The 11,612-nt window shown below is 68.2% G+C and carries 10 protein-coding genes; 5 read left to right on the top strand and 5 right to left on the bottom strand.

Going from position 1 to position 11,612, the window contains the following annotated elements:
• Positions 1-930, bottom strand: a 930-nt coding sequence (locus G3O06_RS33395; protein WP_205818758.1) for a pyruvate dehydrogenase, incomplete at its 3' end; no start/stop codon positions are given.
• A 105-nt stretch (positions 931-1,035) separates the two neighbouring features.
• Between G3O06_RS33395 and G3O06_RS33390 the strand changes: the two genes are divergently transcribed.
• Both G3O06_RS33390 and G3O06_RS33385 read left to right on the top strand, forming a co-directional pair.
• Positions 1,036-1,683, top strand: a complete 648-nt coding sequence (locus G3O06_RS33390) for a glutathione binding-like protein (RefSeq protein ID WP_205818757.1) — start codon at positions 1,036-1,038, stop codon at positions 1,681-1,683.
• A gap of 202 nt (positions 1,684-1,885) precedes the next feature.
• Complete coding sequence (locus G3O06_RS33385) at positions 1,886-3,403, top strand: cytosine permease (RefSeq protein ID WP_241020366.1); 1,518 nt, start codon at positions 1,886-1,888, stop codon at positions 3,401-3,403.
• 192 nt (positions 3,404-3,595) lie between these two features.
• On the opposite strand, the gene G3O06_RS33380 is transcribed toward G3O06_RS33385, so the two are convergent.
• From G3O06_RS33380 to G3O06_RS33370, 3 genes are all read right to left on the bottom strand, one after another.
• Positions 3,596-4,351, bottom strand: coding sequence for a glucose 1-dehydrogenase (locus tag G3O06_RS33380; protein WP_205818755.1), 756 nt, complete (start codon positions 4,349-4,351; stop codon positions 3,596-3,598).
• 40 nt (positions 4,352-4,391) lie between these two features.
• Positions 4,392-4,928, bottom strand: a complete 537-nt coding sequence (locus tag G3O06_RS33375; protein WP_205818754.1) for a VOC family protein — start codon at positions 4,926-4,928, stop codon at positions 4,392-4,394.
• Between the two features lie 203 nt (positions 4,929-5,131).
• A complete protein-coding gene (locus G3O06_RS33370) occupies positions 5,132-6,049 on the bottom strand; it encodes a LysR family transcriptional regulator (RefSeq protein WP_205818753.1) in 918 nt (305 codons plus the stop codon).
• A 321-nt stretch (positions 6,050-6,370) separates the two neighbouring features.
• On the opposite strand from G3O06_RS33370, the gene G3O06_RS33365 reads away from it, so the two are divergent.
• From G3O06_RS33365 to G3O06_RS33355, 3 genes are all read left to right on the top strand, one after another.
• Positions 6,371-7,687 carry an MFS transporter gene (locus G3O06_RS33365; protein ID WP_174911835.1) on the top strand — a complete coding sequence of 439 codons (1,317 nt, stop codon included), beginning with the start codon at positions 6,371-6,373 and terminating at the stop codon, positions 7,685-7,687.
• 156 nt (positions 7,688-7,843) lie between these two features.
• On the top strand, positions 7,844-9,094 hold the full coding sequence (locus tag G3O06_RS33360) for an MFS transporter (protein WP_205818752.1): 1,251 nt from the start codon (positions 7,844-7,846) through the stop codon (positions 9,092-9,094).
• A 171-nt stretch (positions 9,095-9,265) separates the two neighbouring features.
• Positions 9,266-9,877 carry a cysteine hydrolase family protein gene (locus G3O06_RS33355; RefSeq protein WP_205818751.1) on the top strand — a complete coding sequence of 204 codons (612 nt, stop codon included), beginning with the start codon at positions 9,266-9,268 and terminating at the stop codon, positions 9,875-9,877.
• A gap of 19 nt (positions 9,878-9,896) precedes the next feature.
• On the opposite strand, the gene G3O06_RS33350 is transcribed toward G3O06_RS33355, so the two are convergent.
• Positions 9,897-11,522 (bottom strand): amidohydrolase, encoded by a 1,626-nt coding sequence (locus tag G3O06_RS33350; protein WP_205818750.1) that lies wholly within the window; start codon positions 11,520-11,522, stop codon positions 9,897-9,899.
• Positions 11,523-11,612: the final 90 nt, after the last annotated feature.

Genomic DNA, 11,612 nt, shown 5'->3' with positions numbered 1-11,612 from the left:
GGCGACGTGCCCCGCGTAGCCCGTTACCGCGAGCACCGGCGTGCGGCTGTCGCCGACGCATCGGCGCACATGCGCGATCTGCGGTTCGGCCTCCGGATGCAACAGGTTCCACCGGTCGGCTGCATGACCGTCGCGGGCGAGCTGCGTGTAGCTCGGGCAGCTCCAGATCGTCGAATCGACGCGCCATTCGTCGTGCAGCAGATCGGCCGCTTCCATGACTTGTGCGAGCGTGCTGCCCGCGCCGCACAGCCGGATCTGCGCGGCCGCGCCTGCCGCCGCGCGCCGGCCGGCCCGCACCATGCCGCTGAATGCATCGCGGGCCGCGGTGGCCGACAGCGGCTTCGCGTCGGGTACGGAGTCGTCGTGGCTCGCGAGGTAGCAGAATCCCGGCTGGCCGGCGACATAGAGCGTGCGCAGCGCGTGGCGCAGGATCGCGATCGCCTCGTGGCCCGAAGCCGGATCGTACGGCGTACACGCGGGGTTCGCGGCCAGCCAGTGCGGGACGTCGGGCGTCACGCCTTTCGGCCAGGACGACGCGACCGTTTCGGCATCATTCACGAAGATCCCGCGATCGATGGTTTCGATCGACGCCAGCCGCAGCCGGTCGATCGCGCGCGCATGCAGCAGGTACAGCAGTGGTTTCTCGAACCGCTTGCGCGTATCGAGAAACCGTAGCGGCCATGCGCTGATGCGGCGATGTGCTCCCGCGTCTGCAGACGGCTCCCGCGCATCGGCACGCACGATCCATACGCGTTCCGATGTCGCCGCATCGCGTTCGAGGCAATCGGCGGCCGCGCGCATCGCGCCGAGCGGCGATACCGCACGGCCACGCGGCGTGAGCCGCTGCGTCAGCAGCCTTTCGAGGCAGGCCGCCGCGGCGCGGCGGGTGTCGGGTGTCCGCACGGGCGGAGCGGATCGCGCAGTCTGCATGTCCCTCCTTCGAGTACTGGCATGTCGCCGGGGTCATCGGTTCCGGCATAGGATTGCAATTGCAACGATTGTAGTTGCAACTATAACCGGAAGACAAGGACTGACATGATCTCGACACATCCCCTCACGTTCCATACGGCCGACACGCCGAACGGGCACAAGATCGCCATTTACCTGGAAGAGGCTGGGCTGGCATACGACTGCGTGCACGTGAACCTGTCCGCCGGCGAGCAGCGCAGCCCGGCCTTCCTCGCGATCAACCCGAACGGCAAGATCCCGGCCATCGTCGACCACGACGCCGGGCTGACCGTGTTCGAATCCGGCGCGATCCTGAGCTATCTCGCCGCGAAGACGGGCTTTCTGCAGCCCGACACGCTGGCCGAGCGCACGGCCGTCCAGCAATGGCTGCACTTCCAGATCGGCGGGATCGGGCCGATGCTCGGCCAGCTCTGGTGGTTCCTGCATGCATCGAAGACGGTCAATGCGCAAGCGCTCGAGCGCTACCGGAACGAGGTGCGGCGTCTCTATGGGGTCGTGAACGGCCGCTTGGCGGAATCGGCGTATCTTGCGTCGCCGCGGTACTCGATCGCCGACATCGCCGCGTTTCCGTGGCTGCGCACGGCGGCCGAACTCGATCTCGATCTTGCGGGCTACCCGCACGTCGAGCGCTGGCTCGCCGGCATCGAGGCGCGCCAGGCCGTTCAGCGGGGCCTGATCGCGTGCCGTGCGCCGGCGGCGGAGGGCGCGCGCTGACGTCGCATCGCCCGCGCCGCACGGATGGCGCGGGCGCCGGCCGCTGGCCTGCCGGGAAACATTGTTCTCCTTCGTCGTAAACGTCTCGAATGCGTGATATTTGCGCCGCGCGATCCGGTTTAGAGTGGCCGCGAATCGATGACGATGTGTCGTATCGCCGCAGCACCGGGCCGTACAGATGCACCAGAGGAGTTGGAGACAAATGAGTGAAGGCAGGATTACGCAGGTCGAGTCGTTCGGTTTCGAGCGCATTCCCGATGCATCGCGCTATGCGCGGCCGATCGATCTGTTCAGGTTGCTGTTCGGCGGCTGCAATACATTTTCCACATCGGTGCTCGGCAGCTTTCCCGTGCTGGTCGGGCTGTCGTTCAAGGCGGGTGTCTGCGCGATCGTGCTCGGCGTGCTCGCCGGCACCTGCATCCTTGCGCCGATGAGTCTGTTCGGCCCGCGCAACGGTACCAGCGACCCCGTGTCGTCCGGCGCGCATTTCGGCATCCACGGCCGGATCGTCGGCTCGTTCCTCGCGCTGCTCACGTCGATCGCGTTCTTCTCGCTCGCGGTGTGGAGCTCGGGCGATGCGCTCGTCGGCGGCGCGCACAACATGGTCGGCGTGCCGGTCAACGGCTTCACGCTCGGCGCGGCGTACATGGTGTTCGCGGTGCTCGTGCTGATCGTCTGCATCTACGGCTTCCGCTTCATGCTGTGGGTCAACAAGATCGCCGTGTGGGCCGCGAGCGTGCTGTTCGTCGCGGGCCTGTTCGCGTTCGCCGGCCTGTTCGACATGAACTATGCCGGCACGGTGCAGCAGGGCAGCGCGGGCTTCTGGGCCGCGTTCGTCGGCGCGGTGCTGGTCGCGCTGAGCAACCCGGTATCGTTCGCGTCGACCCTCGGCGACTGGGCGCGCTACATCCCGCAGAACACGCCGAAGCATCGCGTGATGGGCGCCGTGTTCGCCGCTCAGATCGCGACCTTCGTACCGTTCTTCTTCGGCCTCGCGACCGCGACGATCATCGCGACGAAGGCGCCCGCATTCATCGCGTCGAACGACTACGTTGGCGGGCTGCTCGCGATCTCGCCGCGCTGGTTCCTGTTGCCGATGTGCCTGATCGCGATCATCGGCGGGATGTCGACCGGCACGACCGCGCTGTACGGCACCGGCCTCGACGTGTCGAGCATGTTCCCGCGCCTGCTGAACCGCGTGCGTGCGACGCTGCTGATCGGCACGATCGCGATCGCGTTCATCTTCGTCGGCCGCTTCTGGTTCAACCTCGTCGAAAGCGTCGCGACGTTCTCGACGCTGATCGATACGTTCAGCTGCCCTTGGATGGCGATCATGGTGATCGGCTACGTGACGCGGCGCGGCTACTATCTCGCAGACGACCTGCAGGTGTTCAACCGCGGGCTGCGCGGCGGCCACTACTGGTTCACGCACGGCTGGAACGTGCGTGCGATGGGGGCGTGGCTGCCGGCCGCGTTCGTCGGGCTGTCGTTCGTGAACCTGCCGGGCCAGTTCGTGGGGCCGCTCGGCAACCTCGCGGGCGGGCTCGACCTGAGCGTGCCGGTGTCGCTGGCGGTGGGCGGGGTGCTGTATTTCGTGCTGCTGACGCTGTATCCGGAACCGGAGGGCGTGTACGGCCCGCACGGGCGCCGCTTGGTGCGCGGCGGCAGGCAGGCGGTGAGCGGTAGCGGCGCGCCGGCGATCCAGCCGAAGGGGTACTGAGCGGCACGTGGTGTGTCGCTCCACAAACGACGATGCCGCCGCGCGGGAGAGCCGCCGGCGGCATCGTCGTTTGCGGGGTGTGATTGCCTGAAGGGGGGGGCGTACGCTCCATTCGGCGGCCCGCAAACGCAAACGAAAACGAAAACGAAAATGCCCGCCGGATTGGCGGGCGCGCGTCGACCTGGATGCGTGTCAGTGGAACGCGCTGCCTGCGAGCATCCCGCCATCGACGATGAATTCCGACCCGGTGCAGTACGCGGATTCGTCGGACGCGAGGAACAGCACGAGGCTCGCCACTTCGTCCGGCTTGCCGATGCGCGCGATCGGCAGGCCGCTGTAGATCGACGACGGATCGAAATCCGCGTACTCGGGCGGGCGCGCCATCACGGTATCGATGCCGCCCGGATGCACCGAATTCACGCGAATGCCGTAGCGGCCGAATTCGAGTGCGGCGGCCTTCGTCATCCCGCGCACCGCGAATTTGCTCGATACGTACGCGCTGCCGCCCGCGACGCCTTCCATCCCGGCCGTCGACGACACGTTGACGATCGAGCCGCCGCCCGCCGCCTTCAGCGCGCCAAGCGCCGACTTCATGCCGAGCCAGCAGCCGACCTGGTTCACGTCGATCACCTTGCGATAGTCGTCGAGCGAACACGCGTCGATCGGCACGAGCTTCAGGATCGCCGCGTTGTTCACGAGGATGTCGAGCCGGCCGAACTGCGCGAGCGTCGCATCGACGGCAGCCTGCCAGTCGGCTTCGCTGGTCACATCGAGGTGCTGGAAACATGCGGCGTCGCCGAGTTCGGCCGCGACGCGCCGGCCGGCGTCGTCCAGCACGTCGGCGATCACCACGCGTGCGCCTTCGACGACGAACCGGCGCGCTTCCGCTTCGCCCTGGCCGCGGGCACCGCCCGTGATCAGCGCCACCTTGCCTTCGAGTCGTTTCATGCTGCTTGCTCCTGTGAGTGAGAGGGGCGCGCGGGGCCGCTTACGCGGAGGCGGCCGCCGTGTCGATGGTGCGAACCGGATCGGCGCCGTCCCATGCACGGGCTTCGGCGATGCCGTGCGCGATCATGTCGCGCATGCCGGTGCCTTCGATCACTTCGACGCGTACGCCGGGATCGTCGGCGTCGTCGAGATACGCGACGCGCGTGGCCGGGTTGCGCGCGTCGAACACGACACGCAGGCCGCGCGCCGTGAGTTGCGCGAGCGCGGCATCGAGATCGTCGACGACCCACGCGACGTGATGCAGCCCGACGAGCGGCTGCCCATGCACATCGCGGTACGGGGACGACGCGTCGTTCGTCACGTGAATCAGTTCGATCTGCAGATCGCCGCGATACGCGAGCCCGACGTCCATCGTGACCGTCGCCGGCTCGCCGAGATGATGGCCGTCGAGGCGCACGTTGCGGAAGATGGTCCACGGGCCGACGCCGTGGCGTTCGCGCCAGCGCGCGATGCTGCGGTCGAGATCGGCGACCACGTAGCCGATCTGGTCGATGGGGCCGAGGACAGGGTCGTTCATGACGTCTCCGTGGTGGACGCACGCGTGCGTGCCGCGCGATGAATGACGGCCATGATCGCAACAAAGCGCGCGCGGCGTGCCGTCCAAACGGATGAGTGCGCGCGGTTCGTCGTGACGTGAAGGGGCCGTGCGCCAGGGAGCGACGATGCAGGTGCGCGAAGCGGAACGGAGGAGGAGAGCGCTGCCGGGCGGCGATCCGCGCGTTACCGCGCGTTCGGCCCCTTGACGGTCAGCCGGCACACGGTCGCGAGTGCGAGCAGGTTCGGGTCGCGTTCGCGCCGGTGCAGGAAGCTCAGGCCGATCGTCTGGCGGATCGTGGGCCCCGCAAGCGGCACGAGCGCGATCTTGTGCGCGAACAGGTCGCGTACGCGGCCGGGCAGCAGCGAGCAGCCGACGCCGCCCGACACGAGGTTGATCAACGAAAAGATGTCGCCCACCCGCATCACGACGTTCGGGGTGACGCCGGCCGAACGAAACGCTTCCGTGAAGCCGTGATGCGTCGCGAAGCCTTCGCCCAGCGACACGAACGGTGCGTCGCGGCACCTGCCGAGATCGATGGCGTCGTGCTGCGCGTACGGCGAGTCGATCGGCGCGGCGAAGAACATCTCGTCCTCGAACAGCGCGATCGATTCGATTTCGGCGTCCGGTTCGGGCAGTGCCATCAGTGTCGCGTCGATCGCGCCCTGCCGGAGCTTGTCGAGCAGGTCGGCGTTCGAGCCGAGCACGAGCTCGGCCTGCAGCTCGGGGCGGCGCGCCTTCAACGCGATCACGACTTCGGGCACGGTGCGGATCGTCAGCGAGTAGAGCGAACCGATTTTCAACTGGCCGGCGCCGTAGCCGGCCGCCTCGCGCGTCGAGCGGATCCCGTCCGTCATCGTCTTGAGCACTTCGCCCGCGACTTCGGCGAGCACCTGCGCGGCATCGGTCGGAATCAGGTTCCGCCCCTCGTGGCGGAACAGCGCGCAATGCATCCCTTCCTCGAGCGTGTGCAGCGCGCGGTGCACGCTGACCGTGCTGACGCCCAGCGCCTCGGCGGCCTTCGCGAGACTGCCGGCTTCCATGAAGGCGAGCAGCACCTCGAGCTTGCGGAACGTGATCTCTTCGTTGATGCGGTTGCGCATGGTGCGAGCGACGGGAAGGGCAGCCGACGATTCTGCCGCAGAACCGGGGCTGCAACAATGCGCGAATTTCCGGGGTTTTTGCGTGGCGCAGCCCGGCGGGGCAACATTTAATCTCCGGCTAATCATCTGCCGCGGGCATTAATTGATGCGGGTTTTTGGCATCCCTATGATCGTTTCACGCTGGTCGTGCGCACGGCCGAGAGGTTTCGATGGTGCGTGCCTGTCTCGCACCGGCCGGCGATCCGAACCGCCGATTCGCCCGTGCCCGCCGTGAAAAGCGGCTCGCATGTGCGCGGCGCCATGAGACTGCAGGAGAAAAGCATGCGCGACTCACGTCGGAACTCGCGGCATCGGCAGGTGGTTGCCGCTGTCGTCGGCAACACCCTCGAGTGGTACGACTTCATCGTTTACGGTTTCTTCTCCGGCATCATCGCGCGGCTGTTCTTTCCCGCCGAGAGCCAGTACGCATCGCTGCTGATGTCGCTCGCGACCTTCGGCGTCGGCTTTTTCATGCGCCCGGTGGGCGGCATCCTGCTCGGGCTCTATGCGGATCGCAAGGGCCGCAAGGCTGCGATGCAGCTGATCATCTTCCTGATGACGCTGTCGATCGCGCTGATCACGTTCGCGCCGTCGTACGCGGCGATCGGCCCGGCAGCGCCGGTCCTGATCGTCGTCGCGCGGCTGCTGCAAGGGTTCGCCACCGGCGGCGAATACGCGAGCGCGACCGCATTCCTCGTGGAAAGCGCACCGGAGAACCGGCGCGGGCTGTACGGATCGTGGCAACTGATCGGCCAGTGTCTCGCAGTGTTCTCGGGCGCCGCGATGGGCGCGTGGGCCACGCAGTCGCTGTCGGAGGCGGCGCTGCATAGCTGGGGCTGGCGCGTGCCGTTCGCGCTCGGGCTGCTGATCGGGCCGGTCGGCCTGTGGATCCGCCGGCACATGGAGGAGACCGAGGCGTTCCTCGACGCGAGCAAGTCGACCGTCGAGCCGCCGGCGAGCGTGTCGGGCGTGCTGCGCGACAACCTGCGCGGCGTGCTGGTGTCGATGGGGCAGACGATCACCGGCACGGCCGTGTTCTACGTGATGCTCGTGAACATGCCGACGTTCGTGCACAAGACCTTCGGGCTGCCGCTCGACCAGGTATTCAAGGTGCAGATGGCGGCGGTTGCGCTGCTGACGGTGACGATTCCGGTCGCGGCGCTCGTGTCCGACCGCATCGGCCGGCGGCCCGTGCTGATCGCCGGCACGCTGGCGCTGCTGACGGTCACGTATCCGCTGTTCACGTGGCTGGCTGCCGCGCCGGGCATCGGGCGCCTGCTCGTGATGCAGCTCGTGATCTGCACGATCATCGGCATCTGTTACGGGCCCGCGCCGACCACGCTCGCCGAACAGTTCGCGACGCGTTCGCGCTCGACCGGCATCGCGCTCGCCTACAACGTCGCGGTGATGGTGTTCGGCGGCTTCGCGCCGTTCATCGTCACGTGGCTGACGCACGCGAGCGGGTCGCCTGTCGCACCTGCGTGGTACGTGTTGTTCGCGGCGTCGTTCGGGCTGCTCGCGAGCGTGTTCATGCATGACGGCGCGCCATGCGTGCTCGCGCGCCGGCAGTTCCAGGGCGAGCCGTTGAGCGTCAAGTAGCGGCCACGGCCCGGCGCCCGCGCCGGCGAGCCATCGGCGCGGGCGGCATGCAGGGTGTCGGTCCTGCCGATGGTCAGCATCGCGGCCGGCGGCCTACCGCGGCCGCCGACCGGTCGTTACGCTCGGGCGATCATCCACTCTGTCCGGAAGGTCGCCATGTCCCGGCTCGATTACACGTTGCTCGGCCCCTGCCTGCTCGCCATCGCGATCGACGCGATGGGATTCGGGCTCGTCTATCCGATGATGTCCGCGATCTTCAGCGATCCGCATGCGGGCATCCTGCCGGCCGACGCCGGCGCGCACGCACGCAATTTCTACCTCGGTCTGGGTTACGGGATCTACCCGTTATGCATGTTCTTCGGCTCGTCGCTGATGGGCGACCTGTCCGATCGCTACGGCCGCCGCAGGATCCTGCTGCTTTGCGTGCTCGGCCTCGCGGCGGGCTACGCGATGATGGCGGCCGGCGCATGGCATGCGAGCGTCACGCTGCTGCTGGCCGGCCGTGGGCTCACCGGCTTGATGGCCGGCTGTCAGGGCATCGCGCAGGCGGCGATCACCGACGTGAGCACGCCGGAGAACAAGGCGTACAACATGAGCATCATGTCGCTCGCGTTCAGCGCGGGCGTGATCGTCGGCCCCGTGCTCGGCGGCGTCACGTCCGACCGCGCGATTTCGCCGCTGTTCGACTACGGCACGCCGTTCGTGCTGGTCGCCGCGCTGTCGCTGGTCTGCGCGTTCTGGACCTGGGCGTCGTATCGCGACTCGACGGCACCGCACGGCGACACGCGCATCGATCCGCTGCTGCCGCTGCGGATCATCGGGGAGGCCGCGCGCCAGCGCAACGTCGCGTTCCTGTCGGTGGTGTTCTTCCTGATGCAGGTCGGCTATGGGCTCTACCTTCAGACCATCATGCTGCTGCTGCAGGCGAAATTCGGCTACACGAGCGCGCGGCTCGGGCTGTTCAGCGGCGTGATCGGCCTCTGCTTCGTGTTCGGCCTGCTGTTCGTCGTGCGGCGGATGCTGCACGTGTGGCGCGTGGTCGACATCGCGAAGACGGGCCTGCTCGTCGCGGGCATCGGCCAGGTCCTGTCCGCGCTGTTTCCGCAGGAGTCGGTGTTGTGGGCGCTCGCGATGGTCGTCGGCTGCTTCGACATGGTCGCGTATACGACGATGTATACGGCGTTCTCCGACGCGGTCAGCGAGGACCGGCAAGGCTGGGCGCTCGGCGTCGCGGGCTCGGTGATGGCGGTTGCGTGGGTCGTGACGGGCGCGCTCACGAACCTGCTGCCCGTGTTCGGCGAGATCGGCCTGCTGCTGATCGGCGGCGCGGGCTTCCTGCTCAGCTTCGCGATGATGGTCGCATACGGCCGCACGCAGCCGGATGCGCGAACGGCCGCGCTGTCGTAGGGTTTGCACGTTGGCCCGATCCTGTCGGACGTTGTCCCGCGCGCCGCTGTCGCGTCGGGCCGCGCGGCCCGACACTGGCGCCTCGCGTCCCGGGAGCATCCGGGCCGCGTCCGGTGGCGCCGGCTGGCCCGGCGCGCCGTTCCTTCGACATGCCAACCGAGAGAGCGACCCATGCAACATCCGACCATCCGTACCCTGGCGGGCGCGAGCGCGCCGACGTCGATCGCCGCCGCCCGCACCGCGCTGCTGGTGATCGATTTCCAGAACGAATACTTCAGCGGCCGCCTGCCGATTCCGGAGGGGCCGCGCGCGCTGGGCAATGCGCAGCGCGTGGTCGCGTTCGCCGACCGCGCGGGCATTCCGGTGTTTCACGTCCAGCACGTCGATACGGCCGACAGCCCGATCTTCGCCGACGGCAGCGACGGCTTCCGCTTTCACGCGGACCTGCAGCCGGCGCCGCATCACGCGGTGGTGAAGAAGACGTCGGTGAGCGTGTTCCCGACGACGGACCTCGATGCGCGCCTGAAGGCGGCCGGTATCGACACGCTGATCGTGACGGGCCTGATGACGCATGCGTGCGTCGCCGGCGCGGCGCGCGATGCCGTGCCGCTCGGCTACGCGGTGATCGTCGTCGACGACGCATGCGCGACGCGCGACCTCGACATCGCGGACGGCGGCACGGTATCGCACCGCGACCTCCATCGCGCGACGCTGGCCGCGCTGTCGGACACGTTCGGCGACGTGCTGACGACCGAGCAGGTGCTGGCGCTCGGCGTCGCCTGACGGCCGCCGGCTTCGTGCTTCAGTCGGCCCAGCCCGGCGCGGCGTACACGACTTCGCCGCGGAAGCACGTTTCGATCACGCGGGTTTGCGCGAACGTTTCGACCGGGTGCGCGAACGGATTGCGGTCGAAAATCGCGAAGCTCGCGTCCTTGCCCGCTTCGAGCGAACCCGTGCAGTCGTCGAAGCGCAGCGCATACGCGGTGTTCACCGTATAGGCCTCGAGCATCGTGAGCAGGTCGAGGCGTTCGTGCGGATTCCACGGTGGGCTGTCGGGCTGGTCGATCAGCAGGTGCGTGACGCCCGTCTGGATGATCTGCATCGGGTCCATCGTGCTGACCGACCAGTCGGAGCCGGCCGCGAGCATCGCGCCCGCGTTGCGCAGGCTGCGGAACGGATAGTTGCGTGCGGTGCGTTCCGCGCCGAGCAGGTCGCGATAGAGCTGCTGCTGCTCCTCGCGCGCGGCGGTCCACAGCGTCTGCACGCTGGCGATCGCGCCGAGCTGGTTGAAGCGGCTCATGTCGGCAGGATCGACGATCTGCAGGTGCGCGAGCTGCGCGCGCCGGTCGCGCCTGCCGTTGCGGATCCGGACGTATTCGAGCGCGTCGAGCGTCATGCGCACCGCGCGATCGGCGAGCGTGTGGAAATGCAGGTCGAAGCCGGCCGTATCGGCGAGCAGGCAGATCTCGTTCAGCGCGTCCTGGCTCCACAGCGCGAGGCCGCAGTCGTCGGTGCCGGCGTACGGCTCGAGCAGCGCGGCGGTCTTCGATTCGGGCACGCCGTCGACGAAGATCTTCACCGTATGCAGGCGCAGGTTGTCGCACTCGTACTCGCGACGCCATCCGGCGAAGCGCTCGATCTGCTCGCGCGGATCGCGGCGCGGGTTCGCATAGAGGCCGGCGCTCATGTACACCTTCAGCGTGCCCGCGCGCTGTGCGGCGGCATACGCCTTGAGTTCGGCCTCGTCGACGCGCGCGTCGAACCAGCCGGTGATGCCGTAACTGTGCGCCATCGCGTGCGCTTTCGCGAGCGACTTCGGGTAGCCGGCCGGGCTCAGTTGCGGAATGATCGGGCAGACGCGGTAGAACGCCGCTTCGTGCACGACGCCATTCGGCGCGCCGGATGCGTCGCGCTCGTACACGCCGCCGGCCGGGTCGGGCGTGTCGGCATGGATGCCGGCCGCTTCGAGGCCCTTTGTGTTGAGGCAGCCGCTGTGTACGTCGAAGCCGACCACGAGCAGCGGCCGGTCGGGCACGATCCGGTCGAGCAGTTCGCGGGTCGGATAGGCGCCGAATGCGGCCAGGTTGGCGCCGCCGAGATAGACCCATGGTTCGTTCGGCGTCGCATCGGCGCATGCGCGGATGCGCTGCAGGATCGTGTCGGGATCGTTGATGCCGGACAAGTCGAAGTCACCGAGGATCTGGTGACCTTCGAGCGGGTGCACGTGGCCGTCGATGAGGCCCGGCAGCATCAGCCTGCCGGCCAGGTCGACGATGCGCGTCGCGGGGCCGGCCAGTGGGCGGATGTCGTCGTCGCGACCGACGGCGACGATCTTGCCGTCTTTGGTGGCCAGCGCCTGAGCGAAGCGGCGCTGCGCGTCGCCCGTGTAAAGCAGGCCGTTCAGATAGACGGTATCGGCGTGTTGCATGTGTCTCCTCCGGATGGGGGCGGATCGACGGGCGCACGTGTCCGGCGGGCGGGCCGTGTGGCTCGTCCGGTCGCGTGAACCCGGTCGGGT

Source organism: Burkholderia sp. Ac-20345 (assembly GCF_017104825.1).
Taxonomy (GTDB): Bacteria; Pseudomonadota; Gammaproteobacteria; order Burkholderiales; family Burkholderiaceae; genus Burkholderia; species Burkholderia lata_B.
The sequence above is the reverse complement of the archived record's forward strand: the minus strand, read 5'-3'. Positions and strand labels throughout refer to the sequence as shown.

Coding starts and splice junctions, on each gene's coding strand:
- G3O06_RS33360 (WP_205818752.1), top strand. CDS start 7,844: ATGTCCCGGCTCGATTACACGTTGCTCGGCCCCTGCCTGCTCGCCATC.
- G3O06_RS33350 (WP_205818750.1), bottom strand. CDS start 11,522: ATGCAACACGCCGATACCGTCTATCTGAACGGCCTGCTTTACACGGGC.
- G3O06_RS33370 (WP_205818753.1), bottom strand. CDS start 6,049: ATGCGCAACCGCATCAACGAAGAGATCACGTTCCGCAAGCTCGAGGTG.
- G3O06_RS33375 (WP_205818754.1), bottom strand. CDS start 4,928: ATGAACGACCCTGTCCTCGGCCCCATCGACCAGATCGGCTACGTGGTC.
- G3O06_RS33365 (WP_174911835.1), top strand. CDS start 6,371: ATGCGCGACTCACGTCGGAACTCGCGGCATCGGCAGGTGGTTGCCGCT.
- G3O06_RS33380 (WP_205818755.1), bottom strand. CDS start 4,351: ATGAAACGACTCGAAGGCAAGGTGGCGCTGATCACGGGCGGTGCCCGC.
- G3O06_RS33355 (WP_205818751.1), top strand. CDS start 9,266: ATGCAACATCCGACCATCCGTACCCTGGCGGGCGCGAGCGCGCCGACG.
- G3O06_RS33385 (WP_241020366.1), top strand. CDS start 1,886: ATGAGTGAAGGCAGGATTACGCAGGTCGAGTCGTTCGGTTTCGAGCGC.
- G3O06_RS33390 (WP_205818757.1), top strand. CDS start 1,036: ATGATCTCGACACATCCCCTCACGTTCCATACGGCCGACACGCCGAAC.